Source organism: Cupriavidus sp. C1SS-2L (genome assembly GCF_057073735.1).
This window is the reverse complement of the sequence record NZ_CP172708.1, coordinates 1,272,881-1,298,063: the sequence shown is the minus strand read 5'-3', so window position 1 is coordinate 1,298,063 and position 25,183 is coordinate 1,272,881. Positions and strand designations below refer to the sequence as shown.

The window sequence follows — 25,183 nt, the reverse complement described above, 5'->3', positions numbered from 1 at the left end:
AAAGCCTTACCGCCCCATCCACCAACCATGCGCCGCGCCAACGCGGCCAGAGGAGACCTTATGGCTCGCATGCCATATTTCGATGTCAACGAAGTCACAGGCCCGCTCGGCGAGCTGGTGCGCGGCCGTCCGCCGCTCAACCTGTACCGGATCCTCCCCAACGCGCCCGAGACCGCTATCGGCTTCCTGTCGCTGGGGCGCGCCATCCTCACGAAATCCGCGCTGCCCGCAACCCTGCGCGAGCTGGCAATCCTCAGAGTGGGTGCGCTATGCCGAGCCACCTACGAGATCCATCAACATCGCCGGGTGGCGCGAGCTGCCGGCCTAACCCAGGCAAAGATCGAAGCTGCCCTCAGCCCCGATTCCACCGAAGGCCTCGACTGGCGCGAGACGCTGGTGGTGACGTTCACCGATGCCGTGGTGCGGGACGTCAAGGCACCTGAGGAACTCTATGCGCGCATAGCGAAGGAACTTGGAGATCAGCAGACCATGGAGCTGCTGGTGACCATCGGCTACTACATGCTGGTGTCGCGCCTGTTGGAAAACCTGGAAGTCGATATTGAGAACCCGCCGATTGAACATCTGGAGATGCACCGTGACTGATTCCCTGCAACTGCGCCCTGATCAACAACTCTTCGCGCCCGCCCTGGGCACCGTTCGGCGCGAGGGTCGGCTCGCCGGCCGGCGAATCCTGGTGGTTGGTGCGGGCCAGCGCCAGACTGTAGATCAGGTCCCTTCCGTCGGAAACGGCCGCGCCATGTCGGTGCTGTTTGCGCGCGAGGGCGCGGCAGTGACTTGCGCCGACATCGACCCCGGTGCCGCCCAAGGGACGGTTGACTGGATCGCTCGCGAAGGGGGACGCGGCTTCGTCGTGCAAGCTGACGTTTCCGATCCTGCCCAGATTGTCCGGATGGTGCGCGAAGCCGCATCGGCCATGGATGGCCTGGACGGGCTGGTCGTCAATGTCGGTATCGGAAACCAGAACCGGTTCGGCAGCGAAAACCCTGCCGACTGGGATCGTGTCCAAGATCTGAACCTGCGGGCGCCAATGTTCTGCGCGCAGGAGGCGGCGGCGGTCATGCCGCCGGGCAGCGCAGTCGTCTTCGTCGCCTCGACTGCTGCCATTTCACCGCTGAGCGGCCTGCCGGCCTATGAATCGTCCAAGGCCGGGCTGATGGCGCTCGGTCGCGCCGTCGCCTTTGCCGGGCAAGGCACAGGACTGCGCGCCAACGTGCTCGCGCCAGGCCTGATCGACACGCCAATGGGACGCGACGCCTCACGTGCCAGGCCGTCGCGCGCGGCGCGCCCCCTGCCCTTTGGCCGGCAGGGAACGGGCTGGGAAGTCGCCAACGCCGCGCTCTTCCTGATCAGTGCCGAATCCTCCTATGTCAACGGGCAGATGCTGGTCGTGGACGGCGGATTGTCCATTGGCGCCGTGCGCGCCACCGCCTGAGTTTCCCGGCGACGATCGGGCATACCAAGGAGGAGACATCAATGAAAATGTTGACCTTATGTGCTGACCGCGCTGCCGTGGCCGCACGGTACCTGATGCGGTGTGCGTGGCTGGCCATGGCCTGCATGACCAGCCCGGTGCTCGCGGACACCTGGCCCGCGCGGCCAGTCCGGCTGATTCTGCCGAGTGCCGGTGGCAGCGGCCCTGACACGATAGCGCGTATCTTTGCGGAGCGACTGAGCCGGTCGCTGAAGCAGCCTGTGGTCGTGGACAACCGGCCCGGCGCCAACGGCGTCATCGGGGTCGACGCCGTGGCAAAGTCCGCTCCCGATGGCTACACACTGCTGTTTGCCAGTTCGTCATCCACGGTCATCAGCCAGGCCTTGCTGAGCAAACTGCCCTTCGATGTGACACGTGATCTGGTGCCAGTGGCGCAGATTTTCTCCGGCGGCATTCACCTGGTGGTTGCCAACGACTTTCCGGCGCAAGATCTCAAGACCTTCGTGGCCCTGGTGAGGGCAAACCCCGGCAAGTACGACTATGCAACCTGGGGGCCAGGATCGACGGGACAACTGGTCATGGAGTCCTTGAAACGCCGCAACGGCCTCGATATCCGGCACGTTCCCTATAAAACCATCAATCAGATCTATCAGGACATACAGGGCGGGCGGATCCACGTGGCCTTTGTCGATGCCACGAGTTCTGTGCCCCTTATCAAGGCCGGAAAGCTGCGCGGCATCGCCATCACTGGCTCTCATCGGGGGCCAGCCCTGCCAGAGCTGCGAACCATGACGGAACAAGGCTACCCCTTCGACACAGATGCCTGGTATGGCGTCTTCGCTCCCAAAGGAACCCCCCAGTCCGTTGTGGCCGCGGTTCACCGCGAGATCCTGAGTACGCTGTCAGCCCCCGAACTGCGTGAGCGCTTCCTGCAACTCAACCTTGTCGATCCACCGCTGAAGACGCCAGAGCAATTCGCGCAGACGGTGCGAGTCGACCTGCGGGTCTGGCAGGACATCGCAAGAGCCAATCAGATCCATCTGGATTGAGCCCGACTCCAAAGTCCACGTCCCCATTCGATTGGGGTAGCGCCCGGAAAAGCCGAACGGCTCTCCGGGCTTCTTGTGCCATTCCTTCAGCGGGGTTGCTGTCTACGAGGCGGCGATTGCGGGCCACTGTCAGAAGCAGTCGGATAAAGCCCACCTTCTTCGTGACGGTGGCTGCGGTGTTGCCCCGCTCCAGCCAGAAGTCCTGAGACAGTCCAGTGTGACCTTGCTCACCTTTGGCGCGGGACGTTTGGCACCTCCCGGTGTGCTCACAGATTCCGGCGCGGCGGGCGTGCCGGCTACCTGCTCGGGAGGGACAGATTCACCCCGCTTCAGGCTGAACTCATCGTCAAGCTGCATGGCTGCACGCACGAGACGGGCAGCTACGGGACGTTCTTTGGTGCGGAGGGGCGCTCCCCCCCTGACGTCACATGCGCGCTCCGTGCCGCACCCACCAAGAAACGCCATGCTCGGAGTCGCTGCGGCAGCAGCCTATTCTCGGCGCCTGTGCCTACCGGGACTGTAGGGCGCTTCAATTCGAAGCAGGTATTTGGCTAATGCGCACTAGCAACCTTGCACGCTTGAGCGGGTACTCGGACAGCGCTCAAACCGCATCAGGACGAAAATTCGTCAAAAGCCGCGAGCGCATGCGTGGCATACATCATCGAAGGCCCACCACCCATATACACGGCGGTTCCCAACACCTCCTCCAATTCGGTCCGAGTGGTGCCCAACTTGATGAGCGCCTGGATATGAAAGCCGATGCAGTCATCGCAGCGGCCTGCGACCGCGATACCCAGCGCAATCATCTCACGTGTCTTCTTGCTCAAGGCCCCCTCTTTAGTGCCAGCCGCTGCCAGTTGGCTGAATGCTGCCATTAAGTCGGGTTGGGTCTCGCGCAGGCGGCGCATTTGCGCCGACACATCTTTGACCACAGTCTTGAATTCAGGCATACCACTCATAAAAAACCCCTTCATCTGGCAATTGCGCAGGGCGCGTGACAAGTGTTCGAGGGGGCCGAGCAGCCCTGAGGCTGTCAGGCCGGCTGAATTGAGGTTACTTCGCGTCAGACTTCGATGCCGCGCATGTCTTCACGCCGAAAATGCTGTAGGCAGGACAGACGCGCACGATACCTGTCAGCAGTGGGAGAATGCCAATCCAGCCCCAGGCACCCACGCGGCCGGTCGCGGCCAGGCCAATCAAGATCAGTCCAACTACAACTCGGAGGACTCGGTCAACAGTCCCAACATTTGCTTGCATGGCTGCCTCCTTGGCAATAATGAAACTGGGCGAACGGACCGCGGGCGGGGTTGGATCCAACACTACCCTTGAGGAACGCTTTTACTCTGGCTTCGATCTGGGTGATCGGTCATGATCCAGCGCAACCCCCTGCAAAATGATCGGGGCGCTTGCCGGGCTAGTGTGCGTCCTTCGGCCTGTCGACCTTTGGCCAGTCCTTGGCCTTGACCTTGGCTGCATAATCGGGCCTGCGCTGTTGTGTAAAGTAGGCGGCAACATCGACGGCGTCCTGCGCTGACAGCGTTCCGCCCTGGCCCAGTGGCATGTTGTGCTTCACGAACGCAGCAGCGGTATACATGCGCGCCATCCCCGCACCCACGTTGAAGGAATCCTTGCCCCAGCCCGGCGGGAAGATATAACCCCCTTGCGGGTTCTTCGTGCCCTGGCCTTCGGCACCATGGCAGGACGCGCATTGGGCGCCGTAAATCGTCTTGCCGTGGACCGGGTCCGGCGTCAGTGACGTATCAATCTTCTCGAAGCCTCTGCCGGCCACATTCGTGCCGGTCGGGACCCCCGTGGACAGCCACTTCATATAGGCATGATGGCATTCATTTCTGCCGAGTCGAATGCCAGCGGTTTGCCGTTCATCGAGCGCTGGAAGCAGTCGTTGATGCGTTCCTGCAGCGAGATGACTTTTCCACTGCGCGATCGGTATTCCGGAAAGGCGCCGGCCAGCCCCATCCACGGCGATGCATAGGCAGTCGTCCCGGCATTCAGGTGGCAGCTCGTGCAGTTCAGGCCGTTACCGACATTCTTGGGTAGCTGCATTCACGGGCTTCTCGGTAATGATATGTGATTCCATTCCACGAAGGTGCTGCTACCAGCGAGGGCGGCAAGTGCAACATTTCCGCCGTGCGCGGCATAGGTAGTCTGCACAACAAGCAAACTCTCGTAGCTGCACAACTCATTGCGACAGCAAGCGCCTGAACCGCTTGAGCCAAGCTTTGCCTGGGAATGTTCGCTGATCTCATATATGTACCCCAGTTGATGAAGCGACTTTGTCTGATTCATCTGCACCCATTACCTGTTTAGCGGTCATGGGCCCATGAAAGCGTTGTTCGAATTTTCCCCCGAGTATGAACAGCAGAAACGCGATGGCAATCAGCGCTGCCGCACCGGCACGGGCTCGGCCACGCTGTGGGCTCTATCGCAGTCCGCGCGCAGGCCGTTGCCCGACATTATCGAGCGGGCCGCGGCCGCCGGTTACGACCTCAAGGGTGTAGTCCGGCGCATCGCCAATGGCGGCCGCACGTAAGAATCACGATCCAACGCTACCCCATTTCCGGGTAAGGAGTGTCTTCAACAGGTCGTTCGGGCCGAGGACGAGAAGTCCTGCATAGGTGAATGTCACAAGACTGATCGCAAGCGGCAGCGGTCGCAGTTCCGCCAAGCCATGAATGCCGATGAACAGGCCAAGAGCGGCATCTGCGACGATGGCAATGGCAAGTGTCCTGCTCGGCCGTGACGACCAGAACGCGCGGCGCTCACGGACCGAGACGATGGAAAAGAGGGCGAAGAAGAGCAAGGTCTGGAATGTGAAAGTCTGCAGCTTGCCGCCGGCATCCGCGAGTCCAAAGCGATGCCAGCCGAATGCGAGGAGTGCCAGCGACTCGACCAACATCAAGAAGCCAAGAGCGATGGCCACCCGCACAAGCGGGCCAATATTCCAGGTCTCCGGGCGTTTCGAAGGATGCACGCGGTCAGTCGCCAGGGCAATCTTGACAAAATCCGTCATGAAGACGAGCAGGACCATGCCAAGCGCGGAAATGGCGAATCTTCCCGTGGCCAGGAATGCCACAACGACGAAGCCGGCTTTCAGTATGGTGCGACTTACCTTGTTGATGATCCATGTCAGGACGCGCTGATAGATGGCGCGTCCGCTTTTCACCATGTCGACGATGTCAACCAAGCCCTCATGGGTTAGCACCGCGCTTGCGGCGCCCTTGGCAACGTCGGAGGCCCCGCTTACAGCAATGCCGACCTCCGCCTGGCGCAGGGCTGGCGCATCGTTCACGCCATCGCCTGTCATGCCAACCACATGGCCAGCTTCCTGAAGGCGCTTGACGACCAGGAACTTGTCCTCGGGGAATACCTCCGCATAGCCGTCAACGCCTTGCACCGGGCTCCCACCCTTCGCCATTGACTGCTCACTATGCAAATCGGGAACGCGCGCAATCGTGCCGAGTCCCAGGGCCGCCGCGATGGCTTGCGCCACCGGCAAGGCATCACCGGTCAACATCTTGACCTCGAGGCCGAGTCGGCGAAGTTCGGCAATGAGACGCGCCGAGTCGGGACGCGGAGCGTCATACAAGTAAGCCAGGCCGATCAGCTCCAGTGGACCTGCTTCAAAGGCTCGCGCCACTGCCAGAACACGCTCTCCCTTGCGCGCTTCGATGCTGGCCTGATCCTCTAGCTGCATGATCGCGTCCTGCGAAAGGCCTGCCGCCTCTGCCACGGTTCGCAAGGCTCCCTTCACGCATCGCAACGTGCCCCCGTCCACCGACACAATTGCTTCCGTACGTCGCGTCGCGGCGGAAAACGGCTGGAAGGACAGGATCGTTGCCTTGTGGCCCTCCTCTTGCCCCGACGTCCCCGCAGCGCGCAAGAATGCGAGGTCGATAGGGTCCGCGTTTGCCAGATTCGATGCCAACGCGGCGAACCGGACCACGTCGTCATCGCTGAATCCGGGCCGAGGTTGCACGAGCTTGAGGGAGAGCTGGTTCATGGTGAGCGTCCCTGTCTTGTCAGTGCAAAGCACGTCCATCGTAGCCGCGTCCTCGATACCGCTCAGGCGGGTGATGAGCACACCCTGTCGGGATAGCTCCATGGAGCCCAGTGCCATGCTCACGGTGAACATGACTGGTAGCGCGACGGGAACAGCGCTCATCAGGAGGACAAGTGCAATAGGCAAAGTATCTGGCAGTGGCAGCGCATTCAGGTACGACACCACCAGGGTCACCAGCACCAGGGTGCCAACGATCAGGAACAGCCAGCGAACCACGCGGGAAACAACTTCCTCGACATGCAACTTCGGATGCGCGCTTGCGACAAGCTCGGTCGTGCGACCGAAGTAGGTCTTGACACCTGTTGCCGTGACGATTCCGGTTCCCTCGCCATAGCAGACCGTTGCGCCGCCGTACAGCGTATCGCCGGTGGTCCGCTCCACCTCTCGCGACTCGCCCGTGAGCGCTGCCTGATCGAGCCGCAGATTCCCTTGCACGAGCAGCATGTCCGCGGGAACAAAGTCGCCAGCTCGCACCCGAACAATGTCACCTCGCACCAATGCCTTGGCGGAAATGGTCTTCCAGCTTCCGTCGCGCATCGTCCGGACTGTTATATTCAACTGTTGTCGCAGTGCAGCGACGGCAGCGGACGCGCGTTGCTCCTGGAGGAAACTCAGTACGGCATTCACGACGAGGAGGAGCAAAGCGACGACAAGGTCTGTCGTCTTGTGAAGAACCAACGACAGCAGGGCAATCAATTCGACCATCCAGGCGGACAGCCCCCAGAATTTGGCCAGGAAGCGGAGCACGTAGTGCGGTTTCCTTTCCGGCACCTCATTCGGTCCATCGCGCTTGAGCCGGATCTGCGCTTCCGCTCTCGACAGGCCAGTCTCGCAGTTCGAGCCCGATACTTGCAATGTTTCTGCTACCGCCCGCGGTAGCGCTTGCTGCGCGTTCTCTTGCTGCATCATCGTATGTCTGGGTGGGAGTGAGCGTTGCACGCCAGATGGCAGCGTGCTCTTCAACGCACCAGTAAGATTGGAGTTCGGCTCGCGCAGGATGCGATTGGTCAACTAGCTGGGCGCGGACACTCCGGTGGGGGTGGCATGGTGAGGCACCAGGATGACCGGGATGGTGCTCAGCCGGGCGACGGACTCGGCAACACTGCCAAGTACAAGGCGCTGAGCGCCACGCCGGCCATGCGTTCCGATGACGATGACGTCGGCATGCCAATCTAGCGCGACCGACTGAATTGCTGAAGCGACGCCTCGCCCGCCAGCATCCAGCGCCAGGGTGTCGCCCTGGACGCCGGACAAGTCCAGCAACTCTCTTGCTCGGGCGAGAACGCCTTCGGTTTCGGTACGCACCACGGCCTGCTTCGTCGAAGCGTGTTCGAGACCGCCTCCTAATCCGATGATATTGGGCAGTTGCTCAACCACGCCGACTACCCTGACTACCGCATGCAGTTCGTCCGCGAGCGCGAGAGCCGTAGCGAGTGCCGCGCCAGAGGCGGAACTGCCATCAAACGCGACCAGTATCCTTTGGAACAACTTCGCCTCCTCTGACAGGGAGACACCGTGGCACGTCGAAGCTTGCAGGCATCGGGCCATTGGCGCGCAGAGCGCTTCTAATAGGGCACGCCCTCTTCGATAGGCAAAGAGAGGTCCCTCGACCACTCATTCCACGAACCAAGATAGAGCCGGACGTCGGCTATCCCGGCTTCTTCCAAGGCGACAAAGCTATTGGAAGCTCGCGCCCCTTTGAAGCAGAAGACGACGACGGGCGTTTCACGACGAATTCCGACGGTAGCACACTCGGCGAGAATTTCCGCAGGTGACTTGAACATCTGGCCGGCCGGAGTCGGCTTCATCATCCGGTACCACTCGATCCAGACAGAGTTTGGAATTCGGCCTTTGCGAGGACAAAAATCCTTGCCGTAGGGCGAGGAGCTATCGGCTATCCACTCGTCGACGTCGCGTACGTCGAGTTTGACAATGTGTGGGTCCGCGACCGTCTTCTTCATTTCTTCCAGGTCGACGAGGATGCTGGCCTGCGTGCTAGCAAGCGGAAACCTGGCAGGCGCGGGCATCGGGGTGTCGGTTGAGCTGGGAAAGCCCGCCGCGTGCCATGCACGGTAGCCACCGTGGAGCACCTTGATCTTGTCCCGTGGATATCCAAGGTATCGGAGGAGTACGTATCCTCGGCAGGATTGACCGAATCCAGTCGTCATCGATTGCTCGTAGACGACGGCCACTTCCTTTCCCGACAGTCCGGCCTTGCCGAACGCCTCGGCAAATGCTTCCCGCAGGGCGGCCAGGCCCTCTTGTGTCGTTGTTGCCAAGTAGGTAAATATCTCGTGGATATTCACCGCGCCTGGCAGGTGAGCCTCGGCGTAGCTCGCCGCGTCTCTCGTATCGATGAGCACGACGGACTCAGTCCGCATCATTTCCGCCAGATCGGCCGGTGATATGAGAACCCTTACGTTCATGACGACCCTCATCTGATCGCGCCAAGCTTGCTTTGACGGGACAATTGACACTGGAGCACAGCAAGCTTTCGGACGATTGGAATAGTCCCGTTCATTCTGAATTCTGGGATGGGAAGGGCCGCGGTCGTTGATTTCTGTCAACTCAAGTCAAGTTACAGGGGCTGCTTGGCACCCGCCTGCGTCAAGACCTGGAGGGCCTGTCCGGCTGGCCGCCACCCGTTACGGCCTCGGGTGCCGCCAGCCGAGTAGCGAAGTAGGACAAAGCCTGACAACGATCGGCCCCGCCACGCGCTACAGTGAATTGCTTGTTTGCGGGTGCTCCTGTTCTGCGTTGCGGCCATTCCATGCCTGTCTCCTGCTCCATCGAAAAATGGCCGGCAACATGCGTGCTAGGCCTGCTGATCGTGGCCCCCCCTGCGGGTTTCGCAGCCCAGCCTCTCTCCGATCTGGCCAGACTGCTGCTTGGCACCGTAAGCGGCAAGCCAAGCGGCATGTCGGGCGTGACGCGGCTGACCGCCCGCGATGCCGAGCGCCAGCTGAGCCTGGCATGCTCGGAACTGGCTCGGTCGGCGCCGATCGTGCTGGATAACTCTACACGCCTCACTGGCTGCGCCGTCCGCCCCGGCAAGGTTGTGGAGTTCCAACTCAAGGTAAGCGGCGTGGACCCGCGGCGCGACGACACCAAGAAATTCATGGCTTTTGTCAGGCCGATCCTCGAGCGCGGAATCTGCCGAAACCCGGATGTGCCCTTGCTGGGCAGGCTCGGCGTGACACTGGACTACCGCTATCTGGTGGGCCAGGAGCCTCTGGTGGCGCTACACATTTTTCCTGACAGATGCACGGAGAAGGCCGAGACCTGACGTATCTCTCCAAGCACGTCCCTATCGCCATCCATTAGTTCCGCCGCTGAAGGTCCGGCACATGAGCCAGTCAGCAATTGATTGGTGACTGCCATTGCACCTGCAACGGTGTCAGTGCACGTATTGCCAGTCTTCGCGCGTCAATGGGTCCAACTGCAATGCGCTCAGTTTGTGCCGCCCGCGCCCGTATCGGGTGGAGCGTACGTTGCAGACGGTGCGGTTGGTGCGGGCGCGGCCGTCGGCGCCGTGGCGTCGGGCTTCGCGGCGGGGGCTACCGTGGCCGTCGATCCATCAGGCGCCTGCGACGTCACCGAAGGCGACGGGGTCGCTGGAGCTGGTTCAGGTGCAGCAGCGGGCGGCTGCGCAGGAACGGACGGGACGCGCGGCGTCGGCACAGCGGGCGTCGCCGTAGCGGTCGGTCGTCTGCACCCGCTTTGGCGCGGTCTTCATTTAGCGCTTTCCCTTAATGCCTTTCCCCAGGTGCTACTGATTGCAGTTGTGCCCATACTGGTGGCTCGCCGTTTCGCGTGGCGATCACTTTGACTCGTGGAATCTGCCGCCATGTTTGCACTTGCTGCTTGGATCACCTGTTCCTTCGCGGTTGGCCTTTTTGCTAACGCACTGGGACGCTCCGGCGCCACATGGATCATCTTCTCGTTGATCCTGAGCCCGTCGCTTGGGCTGATGGTCGTCGCCGTGCTCGACAAGAAGTGGACCAGGTCCGCTCGCGGGATGACTGCCATTGCACCAGCAACGGTATCTGTGCCCGTATAGCCAGCGGTAGGACCAGGCGAATTCGGGTGCCGTCCAGGGGTGAGGACGAGGAGCTTTGGTCATGAAACTACTGCCTGCGCGTGATAGAGCGACAAGGCTTTGATGGTGATTGGGGACTCAATGCCGGCCAGGGTCACGACTTTTGTCAGGGCGTCGGCCCAGATGCAGCGTGGAGCGATAACGGAGACGCTGGGGTATCGCGGCGTTTTCGGAGCTTGCCCGCGCAAGCGAGCGCCGCTGACAATCGCATACTTGCCAGCACTGTGGCCAAAGCTATCCAGAAAGTAGGCGCTGCTTGTGGCAACCGCGCCCCGATTCAATGCACCGAGTAAATGCGTTTCTGCTGGTCGCTGGGGTGACCGAACAAAAATCGGCTGGTCGGTATCGCCAAACACTCTAAGGTCGCCGCCGGCAGAAACCGCACCCGCGCGAACCCCCGCATCTCGCAAGGCACCGACGGCTACGTCAACTGCAAATCCCTTTGCGATACCTCCAAGGTCTAGCCAGACAGCCTCTTTGCGAACGACGGTGCAATCCGAATGAAGAACTATGCTATCGAAAGTGGTGCTAGTGGCTGGTCTCGGTCCAGCTGGGGCAGGCAGCAAGCCGTCCGCAACCAATGCTGCTGCAACCGACGGGTCGAATGTCCCAGAAGTTAGCTCAAACATTCGGAACGCTTGACGGAGAACATGCATCGTCCATGGATGTACGCTAACTCGCTGGCCAGGCTCTGCGGCGTGCAAGCGGCCAAGGTCGCTGTCGTGGCGATGAAAGCTCATCAGCTTATCGACGTACGCAATGGACTCGAATGCAGACGCTACTGCTGGCTCGGCGAGTCGCGCCGGTATTGGCCCCTCCGGAGCGCCGTCGACACGTATTTCAACGATAGTGCCAAGCAGTGGCCGCGCCCGCTTTAGCATCTCACCCCTTCGCAAGCACGAGTTCGTACAGTGCCAGTACGCGTTTGACGCCCTGTGTAACATTCTTGCACGACAGGGTTGCGCCACTGATATTGCGGATGTCCTTGCCGAGTCGGAGTGCATCGCGAGATGTTTTCCCTACGAATTGAGCCCGCCACTCGGCATTGCCGACTTCACGACCGTAGCTCTCTTGATAGGACAGGATTTCAATAGCACGGACAGCACCATTCGAATCCAATCCCACGGCATAGCCAATTTTCCCGTGCTTGCTGGTAACGTGGTCGACGATGAACCAGCCGCCAGTGGACGCCTTCCAGACGCCCTTTTCGTCGAAGGGCTCATGGACACCGGAGCGGTCGTACATGGCATCACGTACGCTTTTGCTCAATTTCAACAGAACTGGCTGGAAGGTAGCACCTTGGAACATCTCCGCTTGCGCTTGCTCGACGGTCAGATAATCGCTGGCGTACGCCGGCGCAACCAGCATGGCGAACGGTATTGCAGCAACTGGGGTCCATTTCATGGGAAGACTCCGACGGCTCAGAACGGAATGGCGACTTTGATGATAAGCCCGTTGCGGGCTTGCTTATCGCCAAAGATGCGGTGCGCAGTGCACTGCTGATGCTGGCGTCGCTGTCCGCCTTTTCAGCTGAAGAGCAAGCCTCGCCCTGCCCGTCCCATGTCCAGATCATCGTTGACCCCACACGCCGGAAAATGTAGGGTTCGCCAGAATCTGAAGATCCTACCTAAAGCAGGCCTTTGGCGCGTGGTGCGGCCGGCTGGAAGCCGTCCGCACTTACTTCAGCATCTTCAACCGGTTGTTCGCCACATGCGCGCCTTCGGTACCGGGATACTTGGCCACCACCTGTTCCAGCGTTTTGCGCGCGGCCGCCTTCTGGCCGGACTCAAGCTGATTATTGGCCACCGCGATCATGGCGTCCGGCACCTTGGGATGCGTCGGATTGGCATCGATCATTTTGTGCAGCACCCAGGAGGACCCCTTATAGTCGCGCTGCGCTTAGAGCGAGTTGCCGAGCCAGTACTGCGCCAGCGGCAGGTACGGGCTCTGCGGATACTTCTTGATAAACGACGAGAACGAATTCCCGGCGCTCTTGAAATCGCCCGCCTGGAAGTGCTTGAGCGCGGCGTCGTAGTCGGGCTTCTCGCCCGGCTGCGACGTGCCTTGGCGGTCTTCGACTGAAGCCTGCTGCGGCTCGAACTTCTTCAGGCGTGCATCCAGGTCGGCGTAGTAGTCCTTACCAACTGGCGCCGGCCCGTCTCCAGTTTCGTGCGCCCCGCCTCGAGCCGGGCCTGCGTGGCGGCGTGCGCCTGCCGCTCCGCGGCCAGGTCCGCCTGCACGGTCTCGGGGGCCTGCCGCGCTTCCGCCAGCTGAGCGGCGATCGCCGCGGCGTCCTCGCGCGCGGCGGCCGTCTCCACGCGCGCCGCATCGCGCTCGGCTTCCGCTTCGCTCGCGGCGTGCCGGGTTTCCGCGCGCAGCGTGGCAAGTTCCGCCATCGCGGCCTCGTTGGCCGACTGCCAGACGGTCTGCACCGCCTCGGCGGCGATCTGCTTGAGCGAATCCGGCAGGTCCGGATGGTTGATGGTCACGCGCGTGCGCCCGCGCAGCTCCTGCCAGAGGGCCGGCCGGGATTCGCCCTTATGCTCTGCAGCGCATAATTGCGAATCCCGGCCCCCCCTCCACCCGGAAACCCGCATGAATGCTTGGGTCAGTTACCCCGGTAAATTGCACCGAAAACAAGGGGATACCCGTGCAGGGTCGGGTTTTGAAAGGGGACGTTCCCTTGTACAGGGGATGAATCCCGGCTAAGTTGGAACAGCCATCATGGGCCGGCGGGGGCAGATATGGTGCGTTTGGCACATCTACCGAGATTGCTGGCCTTTGCGGCCATGCTGTCCGGACCAGCGCTACTTGCCCAGCAGAGGCCATCCATGCCGCTCATACTGACATCCTCCGCGTTTGCCCAAGGCGGGGAGATTCCCACTGTGCACACGTGCGAAGGCGCCGATGTGTCACCGCCCCTGACGTGGTCAGGGTTGCCCCCCTCCACTGCCAGCCTGGTCTTGATTGTCGATGATCCGGATGCGCCGGACCCGGCGTCACCGCAAATGACATGGGTCCATTGGCTCGTGTACAACCTACCTCCGCTCCCCGGCTCGCTTGCGCAAGGGATGAGCCGGCATATCTTGCCGGCCGGCGCTCGCGAAGGAATCAACGACTGGCATCGTGCCGATTACGGCGGCCCGTGTCCTCCAATTGGCCGGCACCGGTATTTCCACAAGCTATATGCCATGGACGTCGTGCTGCCAGATCTCGGCAAGCCGGACAAGGCGGCGCTGGAACAGGCGATGCGGGGGCATATTCTGGCGCATGCCAACCTAATTGGGACCTACCAGAAGCATGCGCGCTGACGTAGTCGTGCAGGCGGGACCATCAATCTTTCACCTTTACCTCATCTCCGTCGGGGCTCTTGCATTCCTGGAGTTTTCCAAACACCTGCGCGACTAGCGGCACTGTCGTGATAACTCCTACGGCAAGCAGCGTCCATCCGATGGCGCGGCGTTGTTTCGGATCAATTCGGTTGCTTAGCAACAGTGCGAGGCCCGCCGCACCCGCCGCCCGTGTTCCGGCAATCAATCCAATTACAGGAATGGTCAGTGATACCTATTTCATCTTTGCCTGCTCGATGAGTTGGATGGGTCTGGCCCGAGTAGTTTGTGGCGCGAGCGGCGGGCGCCTGTCCGCAAGCAAACCCGGCTGTGAAGCGATGGCAGAACGGCCGCCCTCACCCTCCGACGAGAATCTTTTGCCTTCGTCCCGATCCAATCGCTAAACGGGCGCAACACTACTCAGGAAAATATCACTTCTCCCTATTGAGCATGCAACGCACGCTGATCATTCTCGGTGGCCTGCTGATGATCGCAGGAGTCGCGTGGCCATGGCTATCCAGGCTGCCTTTCGGGCGCCTTCCCGGAGATATCCATATCCTCCGCGACGGCTTCACGTTCTACTTCCCAATCACTACTTGTATTGTGATCTCGCTGTTGCTGTCGGTCCTGTTCTGGTTGCTTCACCGCTAACGGCGATCCCTTGTGGCGCCCTTGAGACGCCCCGCCGTTACGTCGTCCGGTCGGGCAGCCGTGGCTCGAATTGGCTATGCGTATCCCCGGCCCACGCAATCCGTACTTCGGCGGCCAACTCGGCGGCGCGGCCCTCATAGCGTGGCGAGAAATGAAAGGGGGTTACCGCGCGAGCACCCGTGCAGCGGGCGATCCGGCCGGCCTGGGCTGCGGTCAAATGGTTCTTGCGCAAACCGTGAGCGCTGTCCTGGTCCAGAAACACGCTCTCGATGAAGAGCTCGTCGACGCCCTGCATAAATTGCGACAACGCTTTCACATTCTCGTCCGAGTAGCGCAGGTCGGTGACGTAGCCGATACGCCGGCCAGATCCGACATCAAGGATCAACCGGCTCAGCTCGCCTACCTGCCGCGTCGTCGCATGCTCGCCCGCGCGATCGCTCCATTGCACAAGAATCGGCGCATCATCGGGCGCGCCAGTCAGGACAGCGTGCTTCAACTCGCGCAGCCAGGCTCCTGTCGTCAGACCTGACGCGGCCAGCCGCTCCTTGTTGATACCGGGACGTGCCTTTTCTTCCAACAGATAAGCCAGGCAAGGCGTTCCATGATCCACGAAGCACGCGCGCACCCGGAAGGTTGTCTCCTCGTGGACGATGTCGCCGGTACTCCCCATCGGCACCTCACCCTGCTTCGCGAAGCCGTGCCGGCTGGAAAAGCAGGCTCTGCGCCGCTGCCAGTCCAAGCCAAGTTCGACCGCTTCAACCTTGAGCTCGATTGCATAGCGATGGACCACATTCCACGTGTAGCAGTGCAGCTTGTGCTCAATCTGCGCCAGGAATCCTGGTCCGCCGTACAGCACGATTCGATCCTTGCGTCCGAGCAACACGCGCAGCAGGTGGTCGAAGCCGGAGAAATGATCCATGTGTGCATGCGTGACGAACACCTGTGACAGCCGCATCAGCTCGCGCGGCATCAGTACGGAGATGTCGCCCAGATCGAACAGCAACGCACGCCGTTCGTCCAGGAAGTCGACGAGGAGTCCAGGATCGCCAAAGACATCGTTGACGAGGCGGACTTCCAGCAAGTGACGCATGATGGCCACGGTGCCATGAACACCGTCAGTTCCTCCGTTCCCAGCCATTTCTGGGAACTCGACATCGACATCCTATGCGCCAATTCCAGCCCCGCCAAGACGCGTGTCGTGCGCACGAACGGGACGCCGCGGGAGCCGCACGCCTTCAAGTCAGAACCGGTGCACGATGCCCGTATAGACACCCTGCTGACTTGCACCCGCCAGAGGCCGGTTGCTGCCAGCCTCGACGGAGAACGCCGCATTTCCGCCGTTCATGACGGTACCGACCGTCCCGTACAACAGGGTGCGCTTTGAGAAGAAGTAGTTTGCGCCGAGTGCAAGCAGGGTTCCGTTGCCGGCAGAGTTGTTCCGGATTGCCCTGTATGCACCACCGATCAACGTCAGCGCTGGCGATACCTGGTAGTTCGCGCCAAGCCAAAACTGTTGCTGCTTATTGGCGGCCATGGGATTGTCAGCGTCTGCCACCGTTGCGCCGCCGGAGCGAGTAAGACTATAGCCCCCGAACAGTTTCAAGCCGCCTACCACATACGCGGCGCCGGCCTCATAAAGGCGTGAGGCAGTGTATAGATTGGTAAATTCCCCTTTGGCATCTCGAATTTCTTCATAAATCGCCTTGATCAAAATGGGGCCGTTGTCGTAGCTCAAACTACCAGCCAACTGCCTGCCGGCGTTGAAATTTCCTGCGACACCATTGAGGCCGGCCTGCGCCCGGAACGAGAGTCCTCCCCAGTCCGGTGAAGCGTAGGTGATGGCATTACCACGGGACCCCCAACTTCTGCCATTTTGAAGTGTGCCAATGCTGATGGCCTGCATACCCATCGGATCGACGGTCCAGCCCTCCGAGTCAGGCAAGCCCATGGCGCGACCAAGCCACAGGGTTCCGTATGTGCTGCTGGAAAGCCCGACAACAGCATAGCGACTGAAGAGGCCCACGCCCGCTCCCTGCCCGTCACCCGATGAGAATGCGCTCTCCAGGTTCATCACCGCACTGAGACCGTCACCCAGGTCCTCCTTGGCCCGGAGCCCCCACAGGCTTACCCCCCATTGATTGCTGCCGTAACGCAGCAAATCGGCGGTTTGCCCATTTCCGGTGGCGATCTTGTTCATATAGTCGACGCCGCCTGCAACTCGCCCATAAAGGGTGATACTTCCCTGCGCATGCGCGACCGCCGCCACTAGCAACATGATCGCCACCGCCGCGGCCCTGGCACACAGCCACTTATTGCGATACCCCAGAAACATCTGTCCCTCCACTACCTGCTTCAATTTCCTGAATTAGCTTTGAAAATGGTCCCATGCTGCGCGCCGCAGAATCTCGTCATGGCAGAAAAGAGGCAATAGCATCCCCGCCCGTTCGTGAAACTCGAACAGACCTCATAGCCTGACTTGCACTTTGTGGCTGGCCGCTCCGACAGCGCCTCGACGACCTATCTATCGAAGCGACCTCGCGATGGAATCGCTCGCGTCATTCGGCGTCAGCCTGATGGAATTCCCCCGTTGTCGAACGCAGGCGAGTGCCGGGAGGAGCGGCCGATAGCGTGCTCGTTGGCCCGTCTCGGCAGCCCCTTCCGTTGAACAGAGGCATCCATGTCTTGTCTCCTTCGGTTGCTCTTCCTGGCTACAAGGCGATGTGAGAGTGACCCTGCTGGCGCGAGACAGGAAACAATCCCGGGACGCAGCCAAGAGGACTGAGTACCGCTATCACCTCTTCAGATTCGCCGCGACAGGCTCCGGCGTCGTCGAAGTTTGTCGTATTATTTAATTCACGTTGAATTAAATAATACTGAGGCATAGAACTCAACCGAGGGAATACCCGTGCGGCGAATAAGACGCTCGGGCTGCGCCCGTGGCAGGCCGACGAGCACCACGCAGGAACGAGCCGGAAATGCGTCGAGTTATTCGGGGTGATGGTGCTTTCGGTGCTGGTTGACACGGTTTCAGCAAGGAAACCGCTCTGTATCAATGATTTGCGCAAAGAGCCTTTCGTGCATAAGCCAGTGTGTGCAAACCATTGATTTCAAACACGATTTCACCGACCGGCGTATCATTTTGCAGCGAAAGCACGATCACCCCTACTTGGGCGAGCACGCATCCCGCCGGCACGCCGCCTTAAGCTCGGCGATCTCATCATGGTGGGTATCGGTCTGGACGCGCGTGAGCAGGCGCACGCTGCCGGCGTCGATCCGCAACGCATCCACTTCCAGGTATTTTCCCGAGCCGGCGGTGAGCTTGGAGATAACCAGCGCCTGGGTGCCGTCTCCGGTGATATCCGCGAACTTCACGCGCAGCTTGCCGTCATCCCGAAAGATGGTGCCGTTGCGCGAGAAGACCGCGCCGGCGTCGAAATGCAGGAGCTGCGCATCCTTGAACACGGCGACGCTGTAGCTGCCCATCGAGGCAGCTTCCAGATCGCCCTCGGACAGCACAGCGACCCGCTGGTCCGGCAGCGCAATCGCGACGCCGTCTTTCGCCATCGCGCGCAGGCCCGCGAACCCGATCGAGGCCGCAGCGCAACAGATCAGAGCGCCTTTCTTCACAGAATCCTCCTTCGGCATGGCTCAGGGCCCTGCTCGGCATTGCACACGCAGCCGAACGAAGAATCAAGAGGCGCGCGGGCGGGCCGGCGCGCCGTGCGTGCGCGCGGACTCCGGGGCAAGGTCATTCGCATGCTGCCATCGATGCCAAGCCCTCCAAATGAACAAGGGCCCCCGAAGGAGCCCTTGTCAGTAACTTTTCTGTTTCGAGGTCAGTTACAACCCAAGGCGGCTGTTAGGCGGCCAATGCGAACTTTTCGTCGTTAGCATTTACTTCGATTTAGTTTTAACGTCTTCTCTGACGAGTTGCCTCACGACCCTATCTCCCCCTGTCGAAACCAGGTCAGGCCCATCAGAAGCGCACTGCCCGTGCAATGTGCTTCTGGTGGACCTGGGCGGAATCGAACCGCCGTCCAGAAGGCCTTCAAGAAGAAGGTTCACAACCATTATCGGGAACCTTGCAGCACCCAACAGTCCAGATTCTACGCGTCCTCCCGGCAGCGTCAAGGCAGTTTGCCTGGGGCTCTACAAGGACCCGACCCGGTAAGACTCCAACGACTGCCCCGCATTGACCGCCCGCTTGAGCCACGACGGCATCTCGCCCTGCCCGTCCCAGGTGAGCCCTTCCGCGTTGCGGTAGCAGACCACCGGCGCCGGTGGTGCGGACGGTGGGGGTGGCTCCGGCGAGGGCGGCGGCGCGAAGCACCCCGCCGCGTCGAGCTCTTCGAGGGTGAGCCCGTAGTCGTCCATCTGCGCCTGGATCCAGCGGATCGCGTCCGCCCGCTCAGTTTTTGCTGTCATCGCTGCCGTCACGGCTGTCGTTGCCTTCGTCCTGGTTGTTAGGCAGCGCCACCGCCCCCGGCTCGTCTGAGTGCAACGCTGCCACTACCGACGCCTGCATCACTGGCTTCACCCATGACGGGATCCGCGTCGCGCATCGCCTGAGCGATGGGAAGCGTCGGCCGCCGTCTCGCACGAGGTCTCGCTCAAGGCAATCCGCGACGGCTGGGATGGCTTGTTGCGCCTGATCGCCTCCATCCACTCGGTGAAACCGGACGGATACAACATCGGTGAAATGTAGTCGATAAGACCACCTAGGGTTTCAAGCTGCTGACCGATGGCGGTATCGTCGAGATTCCAGCAGACGTAGCCGAAGATGTCTGCGGATAGGTAGATGTTGTAGTGCCGCAGGCGATCACGCGCCGCGGACAGAAATCCTGTGATGGCGGCCACGCGTCTGGCGCTGGTGTTGGTCTCGCTGAAGCGGAGTCCTGGCGCATCGGGAAACCGCAGATAGTCGAACTGCACCTCGTCGAACCCCATGCGTGCCGCTTCTTCGGCAAGCAGCGGCGCCAACGCGATCGCGCGAGGCGTGGTTCCGTTGGCGACCGTCTCCAGGCGCGCGTACCCCGGCGTACGGTCATCGCAATGCCGCCATCCGGACCGTTCATCGGCATCATGAACGTCCCGTCGTTTGCCGTCACCCGCTCCGCCCCGGCACTGACGACGGTTGCGCCTGCAATGGGGAGCCCTGTCACAACGTCGACAACCGTCATGGCAGCCGTCGCCCCTTGCGCGGACGTCCATGCCATGAGGCAACCTATCCAGGCGAGCCAGATCGCCAGCCGTCTAGTCATGCTGATTCTCGGTGGCGACTAACAGGCGGCTCAGGCAATGCACATCGCACTGATCGGTGATGAGGTAACGCGGCAGCGCCATCGCGGGCTGCCGCCGCGTTACCGCACCCGCCTCGATCGTGAATGCCGAGACATAACCCTCCTGCGTGGCAATCGCTTCCAGCTCGGCGTCATGAATGCCGAACGGCCAGGCAAGCAGCGTCACCGACGCGCCCACTTCCGCCTCGATCCGCTCGCGTGACCGGCGCAACTGGTCATGCGCAAAATGCCGGAATGCATCGGGCGCCAGCCGCGCCCGCTCGGTTCTGAAATTCGGGTGCCAGTACGAATGCGATTCGATGTCGAACCACCCCGTGCGCTTCAGCGCGCGCAACTGGTCCCATGTCATGGCATAGGGCGCGTTCGAGATGGCCGAAGGATAGATAAACAGCGTCACGTGCACCGGACGGCTGGCGAGCATCGGCCACAACACCTCGTAGACGGAGCGGTGGCCGTCATCAACGCTCAGCACAACCGCACGCGGCGGCAGATTGTCGGGACCCCCTGCTCGCCACGCCAGCACATCCGCCAGTGGCACGATCCTGTAGCCGTTGTCTTCGAGAAAGCGCAGATGTGCACGCATCCTTTCCGTGCGGACCGTCATCGTATCGACCGCGTGTTCGGCGAAGCGATGGTAGACGAGCACAGACACTTGACGCGCCACAGGCTGTGCATACCCAGGGTTCGCCATGGTCGGCACAAGGAACAAACAACCCAGCCATGCGAGAAAGCGCATTCTCTCTTCCATGCGACCGGTCTTCAGGGCTCGGAAGATACGGAAGATCCCCCACCGAGGGCCACAAGATGCGGGCGTGAACGTCTTGTCCATTTGCTACATGGTTCGCTTGAGCAGGCAGCGCAAACTCCGGAAGCTCCCGGGCATTGAGAACGTCATCGGCTTCCAGCCAGCCCCTTCTGGCTTGTGACAGGCCAAGCGGCAGATTGTCCAGGTCGGCGATGCGGTGTGCATCCGAAGCGATGCTCACCAGTACGCCATGCTCCCTGGCCATCCGGCAAGCGCTGTCCCACAGGTCCAGCCGGCTCGGCTGACTGTTGGCTTCGACAAAGCAGCCGCGCTCGGCCAGCGCCTTCATTACGCAGGGAACGTCGAATCTGCAGCCGTCCCGCTCACCGAGCAGGCGGCCGGAAGGATGGGCAAGGATGCTGAAATGCGGATGGTCGATGGCACGGAGAATGCGTGCTGTCTGTTTGCCTGGCGATAAATCGAAGTGGCTATGGATGGCGCCTACCACCAGATCGAGCCGGCCCAGCACCGTGTCCGGCAGATCCAGCGAGCCATCTTCCAGGATATCGACTTCCACGCTCTTCAGTATCCATGGCATGCCACCCACGCCATTGAGCGCATCGATGCGTTCGGCCTGGACAGCCAACCGCTGCGCCCCCAACCCATGGGTCATGCCCATGCGCGGCGAATGATCCGTGATCGCCAGGTATAGCAGACCGAGCCTGCCTGCTGCCTCGACCATTTCTTCGAGGCTGGCAAGTCCGTCGCTGTCACGGGTGTGGATGTGCAGGTCACCCTTGATGTCCTCCCTCCCAACGAGCCGGGGCAGCCTGCCATCGCGAGCAGCCTGTATTTCCCCGGTGTCCTCGCGCAGTTCGGGCGGAATCCACGGCAGGCCAACCGCAGCGTAGACCGATGCTTCATCGCGACCTGCGATCTTCCTGCGCCCGCGGAAAACGCCGTATTCGTTGATCTTCAGCCCCATTGACCGCGCAAGTTGGCGCAACGCCAAGTTGTGCGCCTTCGAGCCGGTCAGGTAAACCATGGCCGCGCCATAGTCCGCCGGTGGCACAACCCTGAGGTCCACCTGCATCCCGTTCGACAGCATCGCGCTCGCCCGCGTGGTGCCCGCCGACAAGACCGTCTGCGTCATCGGGTAGGCGGTGAAGGCCCGAATGACCGTGCGGGGAACGGTGGACGTGGCCACGATATCGAGGTCCCCTACCGTGTCCTTGCCCCGTCGAAGACTCCCCGCCACCGTGATCGCCGCCATCTTCGCGTTCTCGTGCAGGTACTGCATGAGCGGTGCGGCAGTACGCGCGGCGACGTCTACATTGAAACGCCGGTTGCGATCCATCTGGCTCTGGACAGCCTCGAGCAGGCGCTGTTCGCTACGCGCCCCGAATCCCTTCAGCAAACGGACACGGTGCTCGCGCGCCGCGCGCCCCAGATCGTCCACCGACGCGATATGGAGTTCACGCTGCAACGCCTGAACGCGCCGAGGCCCGAGGCCGGGCAATTTCAGCAATGCGCCCGCCTGTCCGGGCACCTCGTCGCGCACCTGGCGCAGCAGCGCACAGGTACCGGTATCGGCGATCTCGCGAATCTTGCCTGCCAGATCCCGCCCGATGCCCGGGAGGTCGGCGGGATCGCAGCCGCGCGTGAGAAAGCTCCGCAGGTCCTCTGTCATGGCGCTGATGGTGCGCGCGGCATTGCGGTACGCACGAATCCGGAATGGGTTCGCACCCGAAATATCAAGCAGGTCTGCAATTTCATTGAAGATGGCAATGACATCCTCATTGAGCAAGCCCTGCGGTGACCCAAGGTGCCCTTCCACGTCCGGAACCCTTGCCAGCTTTTGCAGCCGCGCCGGCGCGCGTAGGGGCGTCGCGCTTTTCCCCTTCGCGGCAATCGCATCTCGTACTCTGGCCGTCACAGCTAACTCCCGCGCGTATCCGTTCCCAAACATTCTGGTCGACAGGTCGCCGAACGGCTTGCGGAATGTCAAAGTGCACGGGCGTGCAGCGGCTGGCCAGGCGCAATCCGGTGACGTCACACGAAGGCAATGCGCACTGCCGGCGCCCCGCTTTCGACATCACGGGCCGCGCCGACTACGCTCGCGCGTTTCACCGTGGTTGTCGCTTCTTCCGGGTGACCCTGGTGCCGGGCTTCCTGCGGTGCAGCGGACGGGGAGGCGGCGTCAGTCCGACTTGCCGAATCCGGGCCAGCTCGGCGAGTTGGATCGCCACCTGGTAGTTGACCGAGCCTCGTGGAATTTCCCCTTCTTCGTCCGGTTCACCGGCTTCGACACCGGTCAGCAGTTCAATCGCCTCTTCGATCGTGCGCACTGCCCAGATGTGAAAGCGCCCTTCCTGGACGGCCTCGACTACCGCCGAACGCAACATCAAGTGGCAGACATTGGCGGCCGGGATCAGCACGCCCTGCTGCCCTGACAGGCCGCGCGCCCGACAGACCTCGAAGAAGCCCTCGATCTTTTCGTTGATGTCACTGACCGGTTGAACCACGCCGAACTGGTTCACGGAACCACTGACCGCGAGCGACTGCCGCACGGGAATTCCCGACAGCGCCGACAGCAGGCTGGCGAGTTCGGCCAGCGAAGCGCTATCTCCCTCGACGCCGCAATATGACTGCTCGAAAACCAGGGTGGCGCGCAGCGAGAGCGGCATCGCACACCCGAATCGCGCCGCCAGGAACGAGGAGAGAATCAGCACACCTTTCGAGTGAATCGGCCCGCCAAGCTCCACCTCGCGCTCGATGTCGACGATCTCGCCCTCGCCCATGCCGACCGTGGCCGTAATGCGTACCGGATGGGCGAACGTCGCGTCGGCCAGCGCGATCACGGCCAGCCCGTTGACCTGCCCGACATGCTCGCCGCTGGAGTCGATCAGCAGTTGCCCGCGGAGGATGTCTTCCCGGTAGCCTTCCTCGAGGCGACGGTTACGTGCGCGGCGTGCATCCAGCGCCGCTTCAATCTGCGCTCGCTCGATCAACGGCGCATCGGCCACGGCAGCCAGGTGATCGGCTTCCTGCAGGAGATCGCACAGCGGTTGCGTCTGCGTGCTGAGTTTCTCTGCGTCCCCCGCCAGGCGGGCCGCATGTTCGATGACGCGCGCCACCGCGCCCGCCGACAATGACCGCAGGCGATCGTTCCTGGCAAGCGTGGCGATCAGCCGGGCGTAATGAAGACAGGATTCCGGCGTCCTGTCGATCTCGCTTTCGAGTTCGGCATTGATTTTGAAGAGGGACAGGACATCCGGATCGAGTTCCGCGATTACGTCATAGGTGGAACGCTCGGCAATCAGGATGACCTTGACATCGACCGGCACGGGTTCCGGCTGCAATTGCGCGGAGCCGCCGAGGCCCACCACGTCGGCAAGCGACTCGATACGGATTTCGCCGGACTGCTGCGTGCGCTTGAGTGCTGCCCACGCATGCGGCTGGCTCAGTAGCTGCGCGGCGTCAATTACCAGGAACCCGCCGTTCGCACGATGCAGCGCACCCGGCCTGATCAGGGTGAAATGACTGACCATCGTTCCCATGTGGACCCGGTGGTCGATACGTCCGACAAGATTCTGCAGGGTTGGATTGGCTTCGAAAACCACGGGCCGCCCGCCGTCGGGTGGATTCTCCACGAGCAAATTGACGACGTAGCGCTGGCCGGCTGTCATCCCGGCATCCGGCGACGTGTCCGCTTCGCTGCCCCGGCGGGCCTCGTACGAGGCTTGGCCCGTTTCGACCGCGTCTTGCAGGACCGCATCGAGATACGCGACCACAGCCGGCAAATCGGCGTACGCGGGCCTGATCTCCGCAATCAGGTGCCCGACGGCCAGCCGCAAGGCGCGATGGCCGACCTCTCTGATCGCTTTCTGCAAGTTCCGCCGCCAATGGGGAAGCTTGCTCATCAGGCGCTGCAACTGCTCGTAGTGCGCATTGACGCCTTGGCTCAGCTTCTGTTGCTGCGCCTCCGGCAATCTGGCGAATTCCTCCTCGGAGATCGTTTTCTCAGCGTCGTCCTTGAGCGGCGCAAAGACCAGGCTGTCCGGCTCGCGCAACATCGCGATGCCATGTTTGCGCGCGTCCTCGCCCAGCGCCTGCAGTGCGGCTTCTTCGCGCGCCTTCTCTTCCTCTTCCAGCGATTCGACACGACTCTGGTATTGGACATCTTCGAACGCCGCTGCCACAGCGAGTCCTACCTCGCCGGAGAAGCGCTGCATATCCTGAAAGAGTTGCCTGCCCCGGCCGCCCGGCAGCCGTAGCAGCTTCACGCCTTCCGATGCTGCGAAATCGCAGACATAGCACCAGTCCTCCGGCTGCGGCCCTTCGGGCGCCGCCGCTTCCAGGATGTGACGCACCAGTGCACGGCGCCCGCTTCCCGGCTCGCCCAGTACGAACAGATTGCAGCCGCGAACACGCATGCCGATCCCAAGCTGGATGGCGGCCACGGCGCGCGGATGT

The 25,183-nt window shown here is 61.8% G+C and carries 22 protein-coding genes, 1 other RNA gene and 5 pseudogenes; 8 read left to right on the top strand and 20 right to left on the bottom strand.

The window, feature by feature from the left end; genetic code table 11:
- Window positions 1-69: 69 nt before the first annotated feature.
- The 3 genes from ACIGJG_RS06130 to ACIGJG_RS06120 are packed head-to-tail and all read left to right on the top strand — an operon-like array spanning window position 70 to window position 2,502.
- Complete coding sequence (locus ACIGJG_RS06130) at window positions 70-603, top strand: carboxymuconolactone decarboxylase family protein (RefSeq protein WP_235679973.1); 534 nt, start codon at window positions 70-72, stop codon at window positions 601-603.
- Window positions 596-1,453: an SDR family NAD(P)-dependent oxidoreductase gene (locus ACIGJG_RS06125; protein WP_011297367.1), complete on the top strand. Its 858-nt coding sequence runs from the start codon at window positions 596-598 to the stop codon at window positions 1,451-1,453. Before ACIGJG_RS06130 ends, ACIGJG_RS06125 begins: the two co-directional genes overlap by 8 nt.
- Window positions 1,454-1,494: 41 nt before the next feature.
- On the top strand, window positions 1,495-2,502 hold the full coding sequence (locus ACIGJG_RS06120; RefSeq protein ID WP_220631482.1) for a Bug family tripartite tricarboxylate transporter substrate binding protein: 1,008 nt from the start codon (window positions 1,495-1,497) through the stop codon (window positions 2,500-2,502).
- 611 nt (window positions 2,503-3,113) lie between these two features.
- Here ACIGJG_RS06120 and ACIGJG_RS06115 read toward each other — a convergent pair.
- From ACIGJG_RS06115 to ACIGJG_RS06100, 4 genes are all read right to left on the bottom strand, one after another.
- Window positions 3,114-3,461: a carboxymuconolactone decarboxylase family protein gene (locus ACIGJG_RS06115; RefSeq protein ID WP_011297365.1), complete on the bottom strand. Its 348-nt coding sequence runs from the start codon at window positions 3,459-3,461 to the stop codon at window positions 3,114-3,116.
- Between the two features lie 94 nt (window positions 3,462-3,555).
- On the bottom strand, window positions 3,556-3,759 hold the full coding sequence (locus ACIGJG_RS06110; RefSeq protein WP_220631481.1) for a YgaP family membrane protein: 204 nt from the start codon (window positions 3,757-3,759) through the stop codon (window positions 3,556-3,558).
- A gap of 157 nt (window positions 3,760-3,916) precedes the next feature.
- The gene (locus ACIGJG_RS06105) at window positions 3,917-4,330 is read right to left on the bottom strand and encodes a c-type cytochrome (RefSeq protein WP_220631480.1); all 414 of its coding nucleotides are present in this window, start codon (window positions 4,328-4,330) and stop codon (window positions 3,917-3,919) included.
- Window positions 4,327-4,566: a c-type cytochrome gene (locus tag ACIGJG_RS06100; RefSeq protein ID WP_011297362.1), complete on the bottom strand. Its 240-nt coding sequence runs from the start codon at window positions 4,564-4,566 to the stop codon at window positions 4,327-4,329. The genes ACIGJG_RS06105 and ACIGJG_RS06100 overlap by 4 nt, the downstream gene beginning before the upstream one ends.
- 277 nt (window positions 4,567-4,843) lie before the next feature.
- Between ACIGJG_RS06100 and ACIGJG_RS06095 the strand changes: the two genes are divergently transcribed.
- The gene (locus tag ACIGJG_RS06095; protein ID WP_140953288.1) at window positions 4,844-5,053 is read left to right on the top strand and encodes a protein-tyrosine phosphatase family protein; all 210 of its coding nucleotides are present in this window, start codon (window positions 4,844-4,846) and stop codon (window positions 5,051-5,053) included.
- Window positions 5,054-5,056: 3 nt separating this feature from the next.
- Here the strand turns inward: ACIGJG_RS06095 and ACIGJG_RS06090 are convergent, their stop codons facing one another.
- The 3 genes from ACIGJG_RS06090 to ACIGJG_RS06080 all read right to left on the bottom strand — a co-directional run bounded on the left by ACIGJG_RS06090 (window position 5,057) and on the right by ACIGJG_RS06080 (window position 9,009).
- Window positions 5,057-7,492, bottom strand: coding sequence for a plasma-membrane proton-efflux P-type ATPase (locus ACIGJG_RS06090; protein ID WP_483672898.1), 2,436 nt, complete (start codon window positions 7,490-7,492; stop codon window positions 5,057-5,059).
- Between the two features lie 102 nt (window positions 7,493-7,594).
- Complete coding sequence (locus tag ACIGJG_RS06085) at window positions 7,595-8,071, bottom strand: universal stress protein (RefSeq protein ID WP_483672897.1); 477 nt, start codon at window positions 8,069-8,071, stop codon at window positions 7,595-7,597.
- 77 nt (window positions 8,072-8,148) lie between these two features.
- Window positions 8,149-9,009, bottom strand: a complete 861-nt coding sequence (locus ACIGJG_RS06080) for a sulfurtransferase (protein ID WP_011297359.1) — start codon at window positions 9,007-9,009, stop codon at window positions 8,149-8,151.
- 386 nt (window positions 9,010-9,395) lie between these two features.
- Between ACIGJG_RS06080 and ACIGJG_RS06075 the strand changes: the two genes are divergently transcribed.
- Entirely contained in the window at window positions 9,396-9,869 is a 474-nt protein-coding gene (locus ACIGJG_RS06075; RefSeq protein ID WP_483672896.1) for a hypothetical protein, read from the top strand.
- Between the two features lie 561 nt (window positions 9,870-10,430).
- Window positions 10,431-10,643, top strand: coding sequence for a hypothetical protein (locus tag ACIGJG_RS06070; protein WP_181184576.1), 213 nt, complete (start codon window positions 10,431-10,433; stop codon window positions 10,641-10,643).
- A 59-nt stretch (window positions 10,644-10,702) separates the two neighbouring features.
- Here the strand turns inward: ACIGJG_RS06070 and ACIGJG_RS06065 are convergent, their stop codons facing one another.
- The 4 genes and pseudogenes from ACIGJG_RS06065 to ACIGJG_RS06050 form a co-directional block, all read right to left on the bottom strand.
- Window positions 10,703-11,563 carry an FAD:protein FMN transferase gene (locus ACIGJG_RS06065; protein ID WP_011297356.1) on the bottom strand — a complete coding sequence of 287 codons (861 nt, stop codon included), beginning with the start codon at window positions 11,561-11,563 and terminating at the stop codon, window positions 10,703-10,705.
- A gap of 1 nt (window position 11,564) precedes the next feature.
- Window positions 11,565-12,086, bottom strand: a complete 522-nt coding sequence (locus ACIGJG_RS06060; protein WP_483672895.1) for an FMN-binding protein — start codon at window positions 12,084-12,086, stop codon at window positions 11,565-11,567.
- A 273-nt stretch (window positions 12,087-12,359) separates the two neighbouring features.
- Window positions 12,360-12,821 (bottom strand): annotated as a pseudogene (gene ybgF / locus ACIGJG_RS06055) (tol-pal system protein YbgF); the annotation flags it as partial.
- Window positions 12,809-13,189: pseudogene (locus tag ACIGJG_RS06050) on the bottom strand (DNA-binding protein); the annotation flags it as partial. The pseudogenes ybgF and ACIGJG_RS06050, both read right to left, overlap by 13 nt.
- Before the next feature lie 324 nt (window positions 13,190-13,513).
- On the opposite strand from ACIGJG_RS06050, the gene ACIGJG_RS06045 reads away from it, so the two are divergent.
- Window positions 13,514-13,993, top strand: coding sequence for a YbhB/YbcL family Raf kinase inhibitor-like protein (locus ACIGJG_RS06045; protein WP_483672894.1), 480 nt, complete (start codon window positions 13,514-13,516; stop codon window positions 13,991-13,993).
- Window positions 13,994-14,461: 468 nt separating this feature from the next.
- Entirely contained in the window at window positions 14,462-14,662 is a 201-nt protein-coding gene (locus ACIGJG_RS06040) for a DUF2905 domain-containing protein (protein WP_041679542.1), read from the top strand.
- Between the two features lie 37 nt (window positions 14,663-14,699).
- Here ACIGJG_RS06040 and ACIGJG_RS06035 read toward each other — a convergent pair whose 3' ends face one another.
- The 9 genes and pseudogenes from ACIGJG_RS06035 to ACIGJG_RS05995 all read right to left on the bottom strand — a co-directional run.
- On the bottom strand, window positions 14,700-15,752 hold the full coding sequence (locus tag ACIGJG_RS06035; RefSeq protein ID WP_483672893.1) for a ribonuclease Z: 1,053 nt from the start codon (window positions 15,750-15,752) through the stop codon (window positions 14,700-14,702).
- Between the two features lie 150 nt (window positions 15,753-15,902).
- Complete coding sequence (locus ACIGJG_RS06030; RefSeq protein ID WP_011297351.1) at window positions 15,903-16,994, bottom strand: porin; 1,092 nt, start codon at window positions 16,992-16,994, stop codon at window positions 15,903-15,905.
- 830 nt (window positions 16,995-17,824) lie between these two features.
- Window positions 17,825-18,289: a PliI family lysozyme inhibitor of I-type lysozyme gene (locus tag ACIGJG_RS06025; protein ID WP_483672892.1), complete on the bottom strand. Its 465-nt coding sequence runs from the start codon at window positions 18,287-18,289 to the stop codon at window positions 17,825-17,827.
- A gap of 158 nt (window positions 18,290-18,447) precedes the next feature.
- Window positions 18,448-18,807, bottom strand: a transfer-messenger RNA (tmRNA) gene (gene ssrA, locus ACIGJG_RS06020).
- A gap of 4 nt (window positions 18,808-18,811) precedes the next feature.
- Window positions 18,812-19,087, bottom strand: a complete 276-nt coding sequence (locus tag ACIGJG_RS06015) for an H-NS histone family protein (RefSeq protein ID WP_483672891.1) — start codon at window positions 19,085-19,087, stop codon at window positions 18,812-18,814.
- 239 nt (window positions 19,088-19,326) lie between these two features.
- Window positions 19,327-19,630 (bottom strand): annotated as a pseudogene (locus tag ACIGJG_RS06010) (putative glycoside hydrolase); the annotation flags it as partial.
- A 285-nt stretch (window positions 19,631-19,915) separates the two neighbouring features.
- Window positions 19,916-20,653 (bottom strand): polysaccharide deacetylase family protein, encoded by a 738-nt coding sequence (locus ACIGJG_RS06005; RefSeq protein WP_483673057.1) that lies wholly within the window; start codon window positions 20,651-20,653, stop codon window positions 19,916-19,918.
- Between the two features lie 229 nt (window positions 20,654-20,882).
- A pseudogene (gene polX, locus ACIGJG_RS06000) lies at window positions 20,883-22,676 on the bottom strand (DNA polymerase/3'-5' exonuclease PolX); the annotation flags it as partial.
- Window positions 22,677-23,727: 1,051 nt separating this feature from the next.
- A pseudogene (locus ACIGJG_RS05995) lies at window positions 23,728-25,143 on the bottom strand (AAA family ATPase); the annotation flags it as partial.
- Window positions 25,144-25,183: the final 40 nt, after the last annotated feature.